The 16,479-nt window shown below is 70.4% G+C and carries 13 protein-coding genes; 12 read left to right on the top strand and 1 reads right to left on the bottom strand.

Annotated features, from left to right (window positions below; all coding sequences use genetic code 11):
• Window positions 1-114: 114 nt before the first annotated feature.
• The 10 genes from WMF43_RS17690 to WMF43_RS17735 all read left to right on the top strand — a co-directional run bounded on the left by WMF43_RS17690 (window position 115) and on the right by WMF43_RS17735 (window position 13,429).
• Complete coding sequence (locus tag WMF43_RS17690; RefSeq protein WP_437681585.1) at window positions 115-279, top strand: transcriptional regulator; 165 nt, start codon at window positions 115-117, stop codon at window positions 277-279.
• Between the two features lie 237 nt (window positions 280-516).
• Entirely contained in the window at window positions 517-1,785 is a 1,269-nt protein-coding gene (gene tig / locus WMF43_RS17695) for a trigger factor (RefSeq protein WP_437681587.1), read from the top strand.
• A 326-nt stretch (window positions 1,786-2,111) separates the two neighbouring features.
• Entirely contained in the window at window positions 2,112-2,756 is a 645-nt protein-coding gene (locus tag WMF43_RS17700; protein WP_012235778.1) for an ATP-dependent Clp protease proteolytic subunit, read from the top strand.
• A gap of 452 nt (window positions 2,757-3,208) precedes the next feature.
• Window positions 3,209-4,465 carry an ATP-dependent Clp protease ATP-binding subunit ClpX gene (gene clpX, locus WMF43_RS17705; protein WP_437628033.1) on the top strand — a complete coding sequence of 419 codons (1,257 nt, stop codon included), beginning with the start codon at window positions 3,209-3,211 and terminating at the stop codon, window positions 4,463-4,465.
• 216 nt (window positions 4,466-4,681) lie between these two features.
• Window positions 4,682-7,183 (top strand): endopeptidase La, encoded by a 2,502-nt coding sequence (lon, locus tag WMF43_RS17710; protein WP_437681589.1) that lies wholly within the window; start codon window positions 4,682-4,684, stop codon window positions 7,181-7,183.
• A gap of 70 nt (window positions 7,184-7,253) precedes the next feature.
• Window positions 7,254-8,822 (top strand): bifunctional phosphoribosylaminoimidazolecarboxamide formyltransferase/IMP cyclohydrolase, encoded by a 1,569-nt coding sequence (purH, locus tag WMF43_RS17715; protein ID WP_437681590.1) that lies wholly within the window; start codon window positions 7,254-7,256, stop codon window positions 8,820-8,822.
• A gap of 323 nt (window positions 8,823-9,145) precedes the next feature.
• Complete coding sequence (locus tag WMF43_RS17720) at window positions 9,146-10,609, top strand: AAA family ATPase (RefSeq protein ID WP_437681591.1); 1,464 nt, start codon at window positions 9,146-9,148, stop codon at window positions 10,607-10,609.
• A 182-nt stretch (window positions 10,610-10,791) separates the two neighbouring features.
• Window positions 10,792-11,136, top strand: a complete 345-nt coding sequence (locus WMF43_RS17725) for a hypothetical protein (RefSeq protein WP_437681593.1) — start codon at window positions 10,792-10,794, stop codon at window positions 11,134-11,136.
• A gap of 224 nt (window positions 11,137-11,360) precedes the next feature.
• On the top strand, window positions 11,361-12,065 hold the full coding sequence (locus tag WMF43_RS17730) for a Bax inhibitor-1/YccA family protein (protein ID WP_437681595.1): 705 nt from the start codon (window positions 11,361-11,363) through the stop codon (window positions 12,063-12,065).
• A 383-nt stretch (window positions 12,066-12,448) separates the two neighbouring features.
• Window positions 12,449-13,429 carry a glycoside hydrolase family 5 protein gene (locus tag WMF43_RS17735; protein ID WP_437681597.1) on the top strand — a complete coding sequence of 327 codons (981 nt, stop codon included), beginning with the start codon at window positions 12,449-12,451 and terminating at the stop codon, window positions 13,427-13,429.
• Window positions 13,430-13,506: 77 nt separating this feature from the next.
• Here WMF43_RS17735 and WMF43_RS17740 read toward each other — a convergent pair whose 3' ends face one another.
• The gene (locus WMF43_RS17740) at window positions 13,507-14,013 is read right to left on the bottom strand and encodes a DUF4112 domain-containing protein (RefSeq protein WP_437681599.1); all 507 of its coding nucleotides are present in this window, start codon (window positions 14,011-14,013) and stop codon (window positions 13,507-13,509) included.
• A 155-nt stretch (window positions 14,014-14,168) separates the two neighbouring features.
• On the opposite strand from WMF43_RS17740, the gene WMF43_RS17745 reads away from it, so the two are divergent.
• Together WMF43_RS17745 and WMF43_RS17750 are read left to right on the top strand one after the other, a co-directional pair.
• Window positions 14,169-14,708, top strand: a complete 540-nt coding sequence (locus WMF43_RS17745; protein WP_437681601.1) for a DUF4126 family protein — start codon at window positions 14,169-14,171, stop codon at window positions 14,706-14,708.
• Between the two features lie 157 nt (window positions 14,709-14,865).
• Window positions 14,866-16,464 carry a hypothetical protein gene (locus tag WMF43_RS17750; protein WP_437681603.1) on the top strand — a complete coding sequence of 533 codons (1,599 nt, stop codon included), beginning with the start codon at window positions 14,866-14,868 and terminating at the stop codon, window positions 16,462-16,464.
• Window positions 16,465-16,479: the final 15 nt, after the last annotated feature.

Raw genomic sequence — 16,479 nt, forward strand, 5'->3', positions numbered from 1 at the left:
CCGCGGTACGCGGCGGGCATCGGCGCTGGCAGCCCCTTGATCCACGGACGTGACGCCCAGCTTCGCCGAGCGGACCGACGCCACGACGTCGCCTCGGCAACCGTAGGAGGACAGATGCCGCTTCCCAAGTCGTATCAGAGCTTTGCGGAGTTCGAGCGGGAGATTCTCCGCCCGAGCCGTGTGGGGTTCTCGCTCGAGGACATCGTCGAGGAGGGAGGCTCCTTCGACGCTGAGCTCGACTTCGAGAAGGACCCGTTTGACGTCTCGGACGACGACTGAGCACGAGCGGGCGGCGAGCGCGGCGGACCCGCGCCCCGCGCCCTGACCCGAGCGTCCCGTCTGCATCGCAGCGCCGCGCGGCGCTGCACCTCAGCTTGCACGATCCCTCCCGGGATCCCGAGCCCCGGCGGCCGCCTCTCCGCCGGGGCTCCTTTTTTTTCAGGGAGCGTCCTGCCGGTCGTCTTGACCCCCCCGGCGACGCGTGGCACGAGTGCCGCCCTTTCAAAAAAGACCGCCATGCAAGTCAACGTCGAAAAGCTTTCTCCCGTGCTGATGGAGTTTCAGGTGGAGGTCCCCGCGGACCGGGTCCGGAGCGAGGTCGACAAGGCCTATACGGCGCTCCAGCGGACGGCCCGGGTCAAGGGTTTCCGGCCTGGGAAGGCGCCCCGCCAGGTGCTCGCGCACCTCTACGGCGGCCGCATCCACGCCGACGTCGCCCAGCGGCTCGTCGACTCCACGCTGAACCAGGCGCTCGCCGACAAGCAGGTGCAGCCGCTGTCCCAGCCGGCGATCGCCCCCACCGAGCTCCGTCCCGACGACACCTTCTCCTACAAGGCCCGCTTCGAGGTCCGGCCCGAGATCGCCGAGGTCAAGTGGGAGGGCTTCGAGGTGAAGCGCCCCTCGACGACGCCGACGGAGGAGATGATCGACGCCGAGATCACCGCGCTGCGGCGCGAGCACTCGACCCTGCAGGCGCCCGATCCGGAGCGCCCCGCGGCGAAGGGGGATGTGGCGACGATCAGCTTCACGCTGGCGGTCGGCGGCGCCCTGCACGACACGAAAGAGCAGGAGATCGAGACCGAGCTCGGCAGCGGCCAGGTCTTCAAGGAGATCGAGGACGCGCTCCTCGGGCTGACGCCCGGCCAGTCGAAGGACGTGGCGGTCACGTTCTCCGAGCAGCACTCGAACGCTGACCTCCGGGGCAAGGAGGCGACGTTCCACATCACCCTGAAGGACCTCCGCGAGCGCATCTTCCCGGAGGTCGACGACGAGTTCGCGAAGGACTGCGGCGAGGAGAGCCTCCCCGCGCTGCGCGAGTCGGTCCGCAAGAAGCTCGAGAAGGAGCTGACGCAGCGGGCGAGCGACAACGTGGCCGAGCAGCTCGTCGTCGAGCTCTGCAAGGCGAACCCGATCCCGGTCCCGCCGTCGCTCGTGGACCAGCAGGCGCAGCTCGCCGAGCGCGAGCTGCTCGCGACGGCCCGGCGCAAGGGGCAGCGCGTCGATCCGACGCCGGAGTTCCGCGCGCGCGTGCGGCTCGACGCCGAGATGAAGGTGCGCGCGGGCCTGGTCATGGCCGAGATCGCCAAGGCGAAGGAGGTCAAGATCACCGAGGCCGACCTCGAGAAGGGCTACGAGGAGCTCGCCGAGCAGACGGGCAAGAACGTCGCGAAGGTCAAGGCGGAGTACCGCGAGCCCCAGAAGCGCGAGTTGTTCGCCGGGATGATCCTCGAGGACAAGATCCTCGACATCATCGAGGCGGCGGCGAAGATCACCGACGCCGGCTGACGGCGCCGGCCGCGCCTCGAGCCGCCGCGGCGCGGGCCGCGCGCTGCGGTCGAGGCGCCGAGGCGCCGGCGCCGCGCGCGAGGTCAAGGCGCGCCGCGTACCGCGCGCGTGGTCGAGGCGCGCCGCGTACCGCGCGCCCTGACGCCCTCTCCACGCGGCGCGTCGCCTCCGATGTGTGCTGCGCCGGCGCGGCGCGTGTTCCGTGCGCCGCGCGTCGACCCGCCGACATTTCCGGTAGCCTCGGGCGCGTTCGGTCTTGCGATCGGACGCAGTCTGGCCCAGGAGTAGAGCCCCTGCCGCGCGGCAGCAACCCCCCGGAGCACCGGATGACCCGACGAGTCGAAACCCGCACCCAAGCCATCGAGTTTCTCGAACGCGAGAAGGCCTACATCCTCCCGACGGTCACGGAGGTGACCCACCGCGGCGAGCGCGAGTGGAACATCTTCAGCCGCCTCCTCAAGGACCGCATCGTCTTCATCGGCACGGAGATCGACGACTTCGTCGCGAACGCCGTGATCGCGCAGTTCCTGTTCCTCGAGAGCGAGGATCCCGAGAAGGAGATCCAGGTCTACATCAACAGCCCGGGCGGCGTGGTGACGTCGGGGCTCGCGATGTACGACACGATGCAGTACGTGCGCTGCCCGGTCTCGACGATGTGCATCGGCCAGGCGGCGTCGATGGGCGCGGTGCTGCTCGGCGCGGGCCGCAAGGGCCGGCGCTTCGCGCTCCCGCACGCCCGCATGATGATCCACCAGCCGCTCGGCGGCGCGCGCGGCCAGGCGACGGACATCGAGATCCAGGCGCGCGAGATCAAGAAGATCAAGGAGACGCTGATCGACATCCTCGTCGACGCGACCGGCAAGAACCGGGACGAGCTGGCGAAGGACATCGAGCGCGACTTCTACCTGAGCGCGACGCAGGCCAAGGAGTACGGCCTGATCGACGAGGTCTTCCCGAAGCGGAACAAGTAGGTGCCCGCGCCCCGTCGGCTCGCGGGCGCGCTCGAGCGGAGCGGAGCGCGAGAGGTCGCCGCGGCGCGCGGTCGCGCGGCGCGCGCCGCGTCTGCCTTGCCGCGCTTCCCGCGCGCGGGTCATGCCGCGGCGCGCCGCGCGGCGGGGCGCGGCGGCGCTGCGCTGACCTCGCTCGGCGCGCGGCGCTCCCCGTGGCGCGCGGCCTCGTCAGGGCGCGCGCCGCGGCCGCCATCGGGCGATTCCCCGACTTTGGCGGCAGGCTGGAGACCACCCCCGTTAGCTTGCGACGGTACGGGCACCGGACTAGAATCCGGGCGCGGCGTTTGGCTGCGCATCGCTGAAATTCTCGGGAACGGTGGAAGCCGTTCCCGTCCCAAGCTGGAGGGGTCGCGCCGGCGGCCCCCCACCTCTCGTTGAAGCGGCAGCGTCGGCAGACCGCACTGAGGGTCGAAGTGGAGAGAAGGCGGGACGATCACTCGAATGGAAATTTGAGCTGCTCTTTCTGCGGCAAATCGCAGAAAGAGGTCAAGAAGCTCATCGCGGGCCCCACGGTGTACATCTGTGATGAGTGCATCGGGCTCTGCAATGACATCATCGCGGAGGAGGTCGAGAAGGACGAGCCGTACGCGGGGTCGACCCCGGTGCCCAAGCCCGCCGACATCAAAGCGACGCTCGACGAGTACGTCGTCGGCCAGAACCGCGCCAAGAAGATCCTCGCTGTCGCGGTGCACAACCACTACAAGCGCATCGACAGCCGGGTCTCCTCGGACGACGTGGAGCTGTCCAAGTCGAACATCCTCCTGCTCGGCCCGACGGGCTCCGGCAAGACGCTGCTCGCCCAGACGCTCGCGAAGATCATCAACGTCCCCTTCGCGATCGCGGACGCGACGACGCTGACCGAGGCCGGCTACGTCGGCGAGGACGTCGAGAACATCATCGTCCAGCTCCTGCAGAACGCGGATCACGACGTCGAGCGCGCCCAGCGGGGCATCGTCTACATCGACGAGATCGACAAGATCAGCCGCAAGAGCGACAACCCGAGCATCACGCGCGACGTCTCCGGCGAGGGCGTGCAGCAGGCGCTGCTCAAGATCATCGAGGGGACGATCGCGAACGTGCCGCCGAAGGGCGGCCGGAAGCACCCGCAGCAGGATTTCCTGCAGGTCGACACGACGAACATCCTGTTCATCTGCGGCGGCGCGTTCGTCGGGCTGGATCAGATCATCCAGCGGCGCATCGGCCAGAACACCCTCGGGTTCGGGGCCGACATCAAGGCGAAGAAGGACTTCAAGCTGGGCGACCTGCTCAGCGTGGTCCAGCCGGAGGACCTCCTCAAGTTCGGGCTCATCCCGGAGTTCATCGGGCGCCTGCCGGTCGTGGCGACGCTCCACGAGCTCAACGAGGAGGCGCTCATCGACATCCTCACGAAGCCGAAGAACAGCCTGGTGAAGCAGTACCAGAAGCTCTTCGAGATGGACGGGGTGAAGCTCAAGTTCACGCGGGGAGCGCTCGTGGCCGTGGCCCGCCTGGCCCTGGAGCGGAACAGCGGCGCCCGCGGCCTCCGCGCGATCCTCGAGTCGGCGATGCTCGACATCATGTACGACGTCCCGTCCCGCACCGGGATCAAGGAGGTCGTCGTGAGCGAGGACGTGATCGTGAAGCACGAGCCTCCGCTCATCGTGTACACGAAGGAGGCGGAGCTCGCGTAGCGCTTTGCCCTGGGGGCGCGGGCAGGCGCGTCCGCGCCGGAGGCCCGCGCGGCGCGGCTCTCCGGCCCCTCCAGCATCACCCTCGACCGCGCCCGGCGCCGCTCCCCCCGTGGGGGTGCGGGCCGGGACGGCGGACCTAGAGCAGTAAACCAGGACACTCGTGACAACGCAGGCGGGGGGCAGCCCCGCCTCCCGACACTCCCGGAAAGACGGCGGATGTTCTTCAAGAACGACAGTGATCGCGGCAAGAACGCACCCGAGCGGGGCATCGTCCCGCTGCTCCCGCTACGCGACATCATCGTCTTTCCACACATGGTCTCGCAGCTGTTCGTCGGCCGCGAGCGCAGCATCGCCGCGCTCGACGAGGCGATGAACCGCGGCAAGGAGATCTTCCTCGCCGCGCAGCGGAACGCGAAGACGAACGACCCGACGCCGGACGACATCTTCGGCGTCGGCTCGGTCGGCGCGATCATGCAGCTGCTCCGGCTGCCGGACGGCACGGTCAAGGTCCTCATCGAGGGCAAGCGCCGGGCGCGGATCCGCCGTTACGTCCAGAGCGACGCGTACTTCCTCATCGAGTACGACGAGATCGCCGAGAGCTCGGTCTCGAGCGTCGAGGTCGAGGCGCTGATGCGCTCGGTCCAGTCGACGTTCGAGATGTACGTCAAGCTCAACAAGAAGATCCAGCCCGAGGTCCTGATGGCCGTGCAGGCCATCGACGAGGCCTCGCGGCTCGCCGACACCATCATCGCCAACCTGCCGACCATCAAGCTGACGGACCGGCAGGCGCTGCTCGAGATGGAGGAGCCGCAGAAGCGGCTCGAGCGTCTCATCGAGCTGATGCAGGCCGAGATCGAGATTCTCCAGGTGGAGAAGAAGATCCGGAGTCGCGTCAAGAAGCAGATGGAGAAGACGCAGAAGGAATACTACCTCAACGAGCAGATGCAGGCCATCCAGAAGGAGCTGGGCGGCGGCGAGCGCGACGAGTTCAAGAACGAGATCCAGGAGATCGAGGAGGCCCTCAAGACCAAGCGGATGAGCAAGGAGGCCGCCGCGAAGGTCAAGAAGGAGCTCAAGAAGCTGAAGATGATGCACCCCACGAGCGCCGAGGCGACCGTGGTGCGCAACTACATCGACTGGATCCTCGAGCTGCCCTGGTACGACAAGAGCGAGGAGCGTTATGACCTCGTCGAGGCCGAGAAGATCCTCGACGAGGATCATTACGGGCTGAAGAAGATCAAGGAGCGGATCCTCGAGTACCTCGCGGTCCAGGCGCTCACGAAGAAGCTCAAGGGCCCGGTGCTCTGCTTCGTGGGGCCGCCGGGCGTCGGCAAGACGAGCCTGGCGAAGTCGATCGCGCGCGCGACGGGGCGCAAGTTCGTGCGGCTCTCGCTCGGCGGCGTGCGCGACGAGGCGGAGATCCGCGGCCACCGGCGGACGTACATCGGCGCGCTGCCCGGGAAGCTGATCCAGTCGCTCAAGAAGGTCGGCACCAACAACCCCGTGTTCCTGCTCGACGAGGTCGACAAGATGTCGACGGACTTCCGCGGGGATCCGGCGGCGGCGCTGCTCGAGGTGCTCGATCCGGAGCAGAACCACACGTTCAACGATCACTACCTGGATCTCGACTACGACCTCTCCGACGTGATGTTCATCACGACGGCGAACACGCTCTCTGGCATCCCCGTGCCGCTCCAGGACCGCATGGAGGTCATCCAGCTCTCGGGCTACACGGAGTTCGAGAAGCTGAACATCGCGGTGAAGTACCTCGTCCCCCGGCAGCGGAAGGAGTGCGGCCTCGAGGACGTGACGCTCGACTTCACGGAGGGGGCGCTCCGGACGATCATCCACCACTACACGAAGGAGAGCGGCGTGCGCTCGCTGGAGCGCGAGATCGCGAGCGTGTGCCGCAAGGTGGCGCGGAAGGTCGTGTCCGACGGCAAGGAGAAGCCCGTCGAGATCGTCGCGAAGAGCGTCCCGAAGTACCTCGGGGTGCCGAAGTACCGGCTCGGCAAGCGCGAGGAGCGCGACGAGGTCGGGCTCGTGAACGGCCTCGCCGTGACCAACGTCGGCGGCGACCTCCTGCCGGCCGAGGCGACGGTGGTCCCCGGCAAGGGCAAGCTCGTGATCACGGGGCTGCTCGAGAAGGGGATGGAGGAGAGCGGGCACGCGGCGATGAGCTACGTGCGCTCGCGCCTCGACCGGCTCGGGCTCGACGGGGACGTCTACCAGAAGGTCGACGTCCACATCCATTTCCCCGATTTCGTCCGCAAGGACGGGCCGAGCGCCGGCGTCACCATGGTGACGGCGCTCGTGAGCGCGCTGATGAAGGTGCCGGCGCGGCGCGATCTCGCGATGACGGGCGAGATCACGCTGCGGGGTCGTGTGCTCCCGATCGGCGGGCTCAAGGAGAAGCTGCTCGCCGCCCACCGCGGCGGCATCGCGACCGTGATCCTGCCGAAGGAGAACCGGAAGGACCTCCGGGACGTGCCGCGGCGGGTGCTCAAGTCGCTGCGGCTCGTGCTGGTGGAGCACGTGGACGACGTGCTCCGGGAGGCGCTCGTGCTGCCCGAGCCCGAGGCGATCTTCGGGCCGCCGAAGGGGGTGCTCGAGTACCGCGACGGCGAGCTCGTGACCGAGGACGCCCCCGTCAAGCCCGCGCCGGCCGCGACGGGCGAGCCGACGCCGGCCGCGCCGGCCGCGCCGCCTGGAGCGTGACCGCCGGCGCGCCCGGCGCGGACGGATAGAGGCTGGCGGCGGGCGCCGAGACGCATTAGCTGGCGTCGCGATGATTCGACGCGCACTGATTTCGGTATCGGACAAGACGGGGCTCTTGCCGCTGGCCAGGCGGCTCGCGGCGAGGGGCGTGGAGATCCTCTCGACCGGGGGGACGCAGCGGGCGCTCCTCGACGCGGGGGTGACCGTGATCGGCGTGGAGGCCTATACCGGGTCTCCCGAGGTGATGGACGGCCGGGTGAAGACGCTGCACCCGCGGGTGCACGGCGGCATCCTGATGCGCGGCGCGATCGACGAGGAGGATCTCGCGCGCCTCGGCGGCCAGCCGATCGATCTCGTGGTCTGCAACCTCTACCCCTTCGAGGCGACGGTCCGGAAGCCGGGGGTCACGCACGACGAGATCATCGAGAACATCGATATCGGCGGCCCGTCGATGGTGCGGAGCGCGGCCAAGAACCACGCGCGCGTGGCGGTCCTGGTCGATCCGGCCGACTACGACGCCGTGCTCGCCGAGATCGAGGCGTCGGGTGGGCTGTCGAGCGCCACGCGGCGGCGGCTCGCCACGAAGGCGTTCGCCCACACGGCAGCCTACGACGGGATGGTGGCCGGCTACCTGTCGTCGCTCCCGGAGGACGGCGAGCCGAGCGCGGCGGAGCGCGAGGCCTATCCGCGCTTCTTGACGATCGCGCTCGAGCGGGCCTATCCGCTCCGGTACGGCGAGAACCCGCACCAGTCGGGCGCCTTTTACCGCGAGCGGGGCGCGGCCCAGGGCTCGCTCGCGCTGGCCGAGTCGCTGGGCGCGGGCGGCAAGGAGCTCTCGTTCAACAACCTCGTCGACGTGGACGCGGCGTTCGACGCCGTGCGGGAGTTCGCCCAGCCCGCCGCGGTGGTCGTGAAACACACGAACCCCTGCGGCGTGGCGACGGGCGACGACCTTGCGAGCGCCTACCGGACGGCGCGCGAGGCGGACGCGCTGAGCGCCTTCGGCGGGATCGTCGCGCTGAACCGCGAGGTGGACCGGGCGGCCGCCGAGGTGCTGATCGAGACCTTCCTGGAGTGCGTGGTCGCTCCCGCGTACACCCCCGAGGCGCTCGAGGTGCTCCGGACCAAGAAGAACCTCCGGCTCCTCGCGACCGGCGCGCTCCTGCCGGCGGACCACCGGGAGATCACGTGGAAGCGCGTGGGCGGCGGGCTCGTCGTCCAGGACCGCGACGCGACCGCGGCCGGCGAGGTGCGCGGCGGCAAGGTCGTGACGAAGCGGGCGCCCAGCGAGCAGGAGATCGAGGCGCTCGAGCTCGGCTGGCGCGTGTGCAAACACGTGAAATCCAACGCGATCGTGCTCGCCGTGCCGGGGCGCACGGTCGGGGTCGGGGCCGGCCAGATGTCGCGGGTCGAGAGCGTGCGTATCGCGTGCAGCAAGGCGGGCGAGCGTGCTCGCGGGAGCGTGCTCGCGTCGGACGCCTACTTCCCGTTCCCGGACGGCCTGGAACTCGCCGCCTCCCACGGGATCACGGCGGTGGCGCAGCCGGGAGGCAGCGTGCGGGACGCGGAGGTGATCGCCGCGGCCGACGCGGCGGGCGTCGCGATGGTGTTCACCGGGGTCCGGCACTTCCGTCACTGAGGTGGTCCGGCGTCGTCCCGGGAGCGATCGAGCTGGACGATAGAGACGGGAAAGCAGCAAAAAAACTAGTAATTTCGATGGTTTGCTGCCCTCCAGTCGCCATGTAGCTCACTCCGGGCGAAAGCGACCATCACCTCCCGGAGGAGGACGCGCTCGTCTCGCGCCGGCCCTCGTCACGGCGGTCCTCCCCCGCGGCGGCCCTTCCTGCGCGGAAGGAAGGCCGTGCCGCGCTCGCAGAAAAGTTGACCCGGCGGCGTTGACTGTGATGATGGTCAGCGCTGCGCCCGGGGGAAATCGCTGTGCGTGGCGCGAAGGAGCGAGCTGTGAGCGGAATCAGCGAAACGTGCAGCGTTTGCGGGAGCGGATTCGAGGTCCAGTTCCGGTATCAGATGGAGGAGAAAGACGGCGGGTTCTCCTTCTTCTGCTCGCAGAAGTGCCTCGAAAAGAGCCAGCTCGGCGGCGAGGGCGGCGCCGCGCTCGCGACGTGCGACGCGTGCGCGAAGCGCTTCACCCCTGATCTCGTGTCGCAGGTGCTCTACGTGGCGGGGCGGCGGCGCTACGCGTGCTCGATGGGGTGCCGGACGCAGCTCGTCCGCGAGGCGAACGGGGTGCGGCTCGGGGAGATCGCGGCCGCGGCCGCGATGCCGGCCGAGGGGCCGCCGGAGGACGCCAGCGAGGCGCCGCAGGCAGCGGGGAGCCCCGCCCGCGGCGCCGCGGAGGCCCGCGCCGCCGGGGCGGAGGGCGAGCCGGCGGCGGCCGCGGCGCCGGCTGCGCGGGGCGCGGCGGCGGTGCCCCCCGCGGCGGCCGCGCCGACGGAGCCCGCGGCGGGGCCGGCAGAGGCCCGCGCCCAGGGGGCGGTCGCGGTGTCCGTGTCGCCGACCGTCGGCGGGGCGAAGCGGCAGGCGCAGCCGCCCCAGCGACCGGCCGGGGTGCCGCGGTATCTGGCTGTGTTCAACCACAAGGGCGGGACGGGCAAGACGACCACCGCGGTGAGCGTGGCGGCAGGGCTCGCGGCCCGCGGAAAGCGGGTGCTGCTCGTCGACACCGACGCACAGGGGAACGTCTCGGTCTCGCTCGGCGCGGGCGCGGAGCGGTCGCTCTACCACGTGCTCGTGATGGGCCTCCGGGTCGCCGATGCGACCAGGACGGTACGCCCGAACCTGGATCTCCTGCCGTCCAACGAGACGCTGGCCGCGGCCGAGCTCTATCTCGCCGGGCGGCAGAACCGGGACCGCGTGCTCTCGGAGCGGCTCTCCGCCGCGGCGGCCGCGTACGACTTCGTGGTGCTCGACTGCTCGCCGAGCCTGTCGCTGATGAACCAGAACGCCCTGGTGTTCGCCGACAGCGTGCTCGTCCCGGTCGCGTGCGACTACCTGTCGCTCGTCGGCGTCCGGCAGGTGATCAAGACGGTGAAGAACGTGAACGCGCTGCTGCACCACCCGGTGCAGATCTGGGGCGTGCTGCCGACCTTCTTCGACGGTCGCGCGAAGATCGCGCGCGAGGCGGTGGGCACGATGAAGCAGCACTTCGGGGAGCGCTGCCTCGCGCCGATCCGCCAGGCGATCAAGGTGAAGGAGGCGCCCGCGCAGGGACAGACGATCTTCGAGTATGCGCCGGGGACGCCGGCGGCGGACGACTATCTCGCGGTGGTCGATCGGATCATCGAGAGCCGCGAGCGCGGCGTGACCGGCTCGGAGGCGGGGGTGCTGCGCGACCCGGCCTCGTGGAGCATCGGCCGGGCGAACCCGGCGACGGAGCGGCCCGGCGCCGCGGCGGCGGGCGCATGAGCGGACCCGCGAAGGCGGCGTCCCGCGCGGTGCGAGTGCGACCCGCGGACGCGGAGTCCCGCGCGGCGCGACCCGCGGACGCGGCGCCCTGAGGGGTGATGGAACCCGCAAACGCGGAGTCCTTGAGGGTGGAGGGACCCGCAAAGGCGGAGTCTTGACCAGGCATGGATCGGGAGGAAGTTATGAAAAGCGAAGGCGAGCTCGGGGGCGCCGCGCGGGCGCTGCTCGATCGCGACGAGGTGGAAGGGGTTCTGTCGGGGGCGTTCTACGCGCCGGCGGAAGCGCCTCGTTCGTGCGCGAGGAGCCGCGCGGCCGGCGCCGCGTCCGAGCCAGGCGCCGCGCCGCCGCCCGAGAGACCGCAGCACTACAAGGTGATCTGCATCTCGATGTACACCGAGGACCTCGAGCGGCTGGACGAGATGGTCAGCGCGCTCAAGGCGCGTGGGATGACGAAGGCGAACCGCAGCGCGCTGATCCGCCACGCGCTCTCCCAGGTGGACCTCGACAAGATCCCGAAGGGGATCTAACTCAGCCTTTGTAGCCTCTGCAGCGGGCGTAGCGCGGACCATCGCGGTCACGGACGGCGCCGGCGGCGGAGGCTCGACCCGGCTCTTCCCGACCCGACGAGCGCCGGGCGGGCGCGCGCCCGCTCCGGCTTCCTCGCGCGTCACGACGCCGCGAGCCCGCGCCGCCAGGCGCGGGCGGGCATGCGGCGTGCTAGAGTCGAGGCCACCATCCAACGAGAGGGACCATGGACCAGAACTACGTAGGATACGGGACCCGTTCTTCGGTGCTCCGTGCCGGCGTCGACCCGCGCGAGCGCTTCCTCGTGCGAACGTACAACCACCTGTTCGGCGCGATCGTCCTCTTTGCCGCGATCGAGGTCGCGCTGTTCAAGACGGGCGCCGCCCTGACCATCGCCAGGGCGCTGGCGGGCACGAGCTGGCTGCTCGTGCTCGGCGGGTTCATGCTCGTGAGCTGGCTCGCCACACACGCGGCGCACGCCTCCACGTCGAAGCCAGCGCAGTACGCCGCGCTGGGCGCCTACGTGCTCGCGCAGGCCATCCTCTTCGTCCCGCTCCTCTTCCTCGCGAATGCGGTCGCGCCCGGCGCGATCCAGAGCGCCGGGCTCGTCACGATGGCCGGCTTCGCCGGGCTCACCGCGATCGCCTACTTCTCCCGCAAGGACTTCTCGTTCCTGGGCGCCCTCCTGCGCTGGGGCGGCATCTGCGCGCTCGTGCTCGTCGCGGCCGCGCTCCTGTTCGGCTTCCAGCTCGGCACCTTCTTCAGCGTCGCCATGGTCGCCTTCGCCGGCGCCGCCATCCTCTACGACACGTCGAACGTCCTGCACCACTACCCCGAGGACCGGTACGTCGGCGCCGCGCTCCAGCTCTTCGCGTCGGTCGCCATGCTCTTCTGGTACGTCCTCCGCCTCTTCACCTCCTCCCGCGACTGAGCTGAGCGACGGGCGCCCGCTTCGGATACGGGCCCACCTCGGCGTTTTCGGTGCTCAGCGCACAGGAGTGCGCTTCCGCGCCGAAAACGCCGATCTGGGCCCGTCTCCTGTGCGGGCGCCCGCCGCTCTGACGGCCGTTCAGACGGGCGTTCGGTGAGCGGGAGGGCGGGGAGGGTTGCGCGGCGGCTCACAGCGGGGTCTGATGGGGGCCTGGAGGAGCTGTGAGGAAAGCGGTCGCTTGGGGGTTGGTGGGGGTCGGGGCGGTTCTGGGGGCGTGTAGGGGGGAGGACGCGGAGAAGACGCGTGAGGCGGGCACCGCCGGGGCCGCGGCGGTGACCCTGAATGCCCCGGTAGGGGCAGAACTCCTCGGGCAGCCGCTCTCGATGCGAGGGGTCAGCCTGGCGGGGGCCGAGTTCGCGGTGGATCCGTTCGGGAAGGGGAACCTGCCAGGGACGGCAGGGGTCCACTACCACTACCCGGATCCGGCGTTCTCCAAAGGATACTCGTCGGCGGACTACTTCCTCGCGAAGGGGATGAACACATTCCGCGTGCCGTTCCGCTGGGAACGCTTGCAACCGGTGCGCAACCAGCCGCTCAACGCGGCAGAGCTCAACCGGCTCAAGACCACCGTCGACAACCTGGTCGCCAAGGGCGCCTACGTGGTGCTCGATGTGCACAATTATGCCCGGTATGGAACGGGCGTGCTCGGCGCGGAGGTCCCGGTCGCGGACTTCGCCGAGTTCTGGGGGCGGCTCGCGGTCGAGTTCAAAGGGAACACGAAGGTCGTGTTCGCCCTCATGAACGAGCCGCACGACATGCCGACCGAGGTGTGGATCGAGGCGGCCAACGCGGCGATCGTGTCCATCCGCAACACGGGGGCGACGAACCTCATCATCGTCCCTGGAAACGGGTGGTCGGGGGCCCACAGCTTCAACGCGACCTTTTACGGGACGTCGAACGCGGAGGCGCTCCTCAAGATCGTCGACCCGAAGCAGTACGTCGCGTTCGAGGTCCACCAGCACCTCGACGGCGACTCGTCGGGGAAAGCCGCGACCTGCGTCAGCGAGACGGTCGGGGTGGAGCGGCTGCAGGTGTTCACGGAGTGGCTCCGGAAGCACAAGAAAAAGGGTTTCCTCGGAGAGTTCAGCGGCGGCTCGGGCGCGGTGTGCCTTAAGGCCATCACCAACGTCGTGGTCTACCTCGAGCAGAACAAGGACGTTTACGTGGGCTGGACCTACTGGGCCGCAGGGCCCGCCTGGGGGAGCTACTTCACCTCGCTGGAGCCGAAAGACGGCGTGGATACCCCGCAGATGATCTCGCTGCAGGCCCACCTGTCGGCGTCGGTGAAAGCGTCGGTGAAGTAACGCGCCGTCCGGCGAGCCAGGGCACGGACGCGGCGCACACCGCCGGGGCGCACGCGCGCCGGGGCGCGCTGCGGACGTCAGGCGCCGAAAAGGCCGTCCAGCGCCCGTATCAGCGAGAAGAGCAGCAGGCCGGTGAGGACGAGGACGCTCGCCAGCACGAAGAACAGACCCGCATAGAAGCGGAGATCGGAGGGCTGCGCGCCGCCCTGGCTGCGGGCCGCGAGGTGCGCGTGCAGCAGGCCGAGGTTGCGCGCGTTCGCCTTGTACGCCGCGTCGAACAGGTCGCCCACGAGGGGCACCGTGCCGATCAGCGTCTCGATGCCCACGTTGAGCACCATGCGCAGCAACGTCGAGGCGGGGAGACGGTAACGCGTCGCCGCGAGCACGATGTAGAGCGATAACCCGAGGCCCACGAGATCGCCGACGCCAGGGATCAGGCCGATGACCGCGTCGTAACCGACCCGGTACCCGACCCCGGGAATGCGGATGGAGTTGTCCAGAAAGTGCCCGAGCCAGGTCAGACGCTTCAGCCGTTCGTCTTCGGGCGGAGCGGTCTGCAGCGTCGTGAGGGGCGTGGCAGGCATGAGGGATGGACCGCTTGGCAAGCCGCGTTCCGATCTCTGGTAATGCACTTCGCGGGCCCCTTCAACCGCGATGCCCGGAGAGACACACGGAGAGCGGCCGCCCGACGGCCCCTGCGCTCGGGCGGCCAGGCATATGCGTTGCTTTGGCGGACGTCATGGACAACGTAGGGTTCTCGGGGAGCGCCGGGCGATCTCGCCCCGCGGAGATCGTCCTTCTGGGACAGGCGGCAGGGCTCGGGCTGGTGACGGGGATGCGCTCGATGCTGGGCGTGAAGATCCTCGCGGCCACCGCGCGGCGCGGCGCGTTCGACGGGGAGACGGGGAACTTCTGGCACCTGCTCCGGTCGCCCGTCACCCAGCGCGTGCTGAGCGTCCTCGCGGGCGGAGAGTTCCTCATGGACAAGCTGCCGAACGCGCCGAGCCGCCTGTCGAAAGGCCCGCTCGCGGGGCGGCTCGCGATCGGGGCGCTGCTCGGCGCCGCGGTCAGCGCCCGCAGCCCCCACAGGAACACCCGCGTCGCCGGCGCCGTGATCGGCGCGGCCGCGGCCGCCCTGGGCGCGTTCGTCGGGAACCGCGCCCGCACGCGGGCAGACCGCGGCGCCCGCAGGGGCGAGACGCGGGTGCCGTCCCCGGTCTTCGGCCTGATCGAGGACGCCATCGCGTTCGCCGTGGGCATCGCGGCGGCGCGACGGTAGCGGTCGAGGACGCGGAGGGGCGGGACAGAAGGCGGAAACGCGGGTGCACGCGCCGGAACAGCACGGGAGCCGCCGGCGCGCGCACGTCGCATCCTGCCACAGCGGGGCGACGCTGCCGTTGCGGCGCCGGCGCGGCGATCCATGCTGGCGCCCTGCCATGCCGACCAGGCCGCGCTCCCCCGCCCGACACCCCGGGCCGCGCCGCGCGCCGCTCGGCGCCGCGGCCGCGGCCGCCGTCGCGCTCGTCGGAGCGCTCGGCGCAGCCCCGGCGCGCGCGCAGGGGCTGTATCAGTCGGCGCTGCTCGGCGGGCGCTCGGCGCTCATGGGAGGCACCGGGGTGGTGCTGGGCGTCGACGGCGCCGCGCCGTTCCTGAACCCGGCCACGATCGTCCGCATCGAGGACCGGAACATCGCGTTCTCGTCGAGGTTCTTCCGCTACGCGCACCGCACGCTGCACGCGTGGCACCAGCCAGGTCCGGTCGACATCGCGCGGTACGGCGATCTGCAGCTCGACGGCGCGACGGTGAACGACCACGGGCTGCGCACCTTCCCGGACTCGACCTGTTACTTCTTCGACCTGAGGCGCGGCGCGCGCGAGGGCGCCTCGGAGCGGACGCCGGTGGGCCGCCAGGCGCTCGCCGCCTGCCTCGGCAAGACGGAAGAGAACGAGTTCGGGTTCGACGCGCTCGCGTTCTCCGGGGAGTCCGCCGGGCGCCGCGTGAACCAGGCGCAGACGCTCCGCTACGAGTGGGGCCGCTTCAGCGCCGGCCCCTCGTGGAGCTACAGCGCGACGGATCGCCTCGCGGTGGGCGCGTCGCTCTCGGTCGTGCGCACCCGGTTCACGAGCTCGCTGGCCGTCTCCAGCATCGTGGACGACACGGCGACGCGCTCGGCGACCAGCGCCACGTTCCAGTCCGCGCTCTCGGGCGACTCGTGGGACGTGCTGGCGCACCTCGGGGTGACCTACCGGCTGACCGAGGTGTTCTCGGCCGGGCTCAGCCTGCGGACGCCCAGCCTCCACGTCTTCGACTCGCTCGACGCGAGCTACCACGACACGCTCGCGGGCGAGACGGCATCGGTCCGCCAGTGGGCCGCAGAGGGGGAGTTCGTGGCCCCGTCGCCGATGCGCCTGGCCGCGGGCGCGAGCGCGGAGTGGAGCCGGGTGCGGCTGGAGCTCGACGGCTTCCTCTACCTGGGCCAGCGAGAGCTCGCGCGGGTCGTCGTCGACCGGGAGGAGGTCGCGATCCAGGGGGGAGCGACGGCGCAGCGGACGAAGAGCCGGCTCCGCATCGCCGAGGAGGCCGCGCCGATCGTCAACGTGGCGCTCGGCGCCGAGGTGTTCCTCACGCGCGACCTCAGCCTGATCGGCGGCGTCGTCTCCGATTTCAACCCGCTCTCGCGGCTGCGAGGCCCCATGTCGGCCGAGTCGAGGCTCTTCCTGGAGCGGATGAGCGGCATGCACGCGGGGCTCGGGATGGTCTCCTATACGCGGTACGGCGATCTCGTGTTCGGGGCGCGCTTCGACTACGCCGCGGGGCAGATGGCCGCGGTGAACGCGTTCTCGTCGCCCCTGCAGCTCGATCCGGTCGACGCCCGTGAGTTCGGCGCGACCCTGGTGCTCGCCGGGCGGATCAGCCTGCGCTCGGTGGAGACCACCGCGCGTGAGCTCGGGGAGGCCGTCGAGGGATCGGCGCCCTCTCCGGCCGAGCGGCGCACGCCGAGGGAGCCGATGAAGGCGCCCGCTCAGGAGGACTGAGCCGCGGCGCTGCCG

Origin of the sequence: Sorangium sp. So ce131 (assembly GCF_051519095.1) — a bacterium.
Taxonomy (GTDB): Bacteria; Myxococcota_A; Polyangia; order Polyangiales; family Polyangiaceae; genus Sorangium.

Bases quoted from the DNA above. Each gene is read 5' to 3' on its own strand.
- WMF43_RS17690 (WP_437681585.1), top strand. From the start codon at position 115: ATGCCGCTTCCCAAGTCGTATCAGAGCTTTGCGGAGTTCGAGCGGGAG.
- tig (WP_437681587.1), top strand. From the start codon at position 517: ATGCAAGTCAACGTCGAAAAGCTTTCTCCCGTGCTGATGGAGTTTCAG.
- WMF43_RS17700 (WP_012235778.1), top strand. From the start codon at position 2,112: ATGACCCGACGAGTCGAAACCCGCACCCAAGCCATCGAGTTTCTCGAA.
- lon (WP_437681589.1), top strand. From the start codon at position 4,682: ATGTTCTTCAAGAACGACAGTGATCGCGGCAAGAACGCACCCGAGCGG.
- purH (WP_437681590.1), top strand. From the start codon at position 7,254: ATGATTCGACGCGCACTGATTTCGGTATCGGACAAGACGGGGCTCTTG.
- WMF43_RS17725 (WP_437681593.1), top strand. From the start codon at position 10,792: ATGAAAAGCGAAGGCGAGCTCGGGGGCGCCGCGCGGGCGCTGCTCGAT.
- WMF43_RS17730 (WP_437681595.1), top strand. From the start codon at position 11,361: ATGGACCAGAACTACGTAGGATACGGGACCCGTTCTTCGGTGCTCCGT.
- WMF43_RS17735 (WP_437681597.1), top strand. From the start codon at position 12,449: ATGCGAGGGGTCAGCCTGGCGGGGGCCGAGTTCGCGGTGGATCCGTTC.
- WMF43_RS17740 (WP_437681599.1), bottom strand. From the start codon at position 14,013: ATGCCTGCCACGCCCCTCACGACGCTGCAGACCGCTCCGCCCGAAGAC.
- WMF43_RS17745 (WP_437681601.1), top strand. From the start codon at position 14,169: ATGGACAACGTAGGGTTCTCGGGGAGCGCCGGGCGATCTCGCCCCGCG.
- WMF43_RS17750 (WP_437681603.1), top strand. From the start codon at position 14,866: ATGCCGACCAGGCCGCGCTCCCCCGCCCGACACCCCGGGCCGCGCCGC.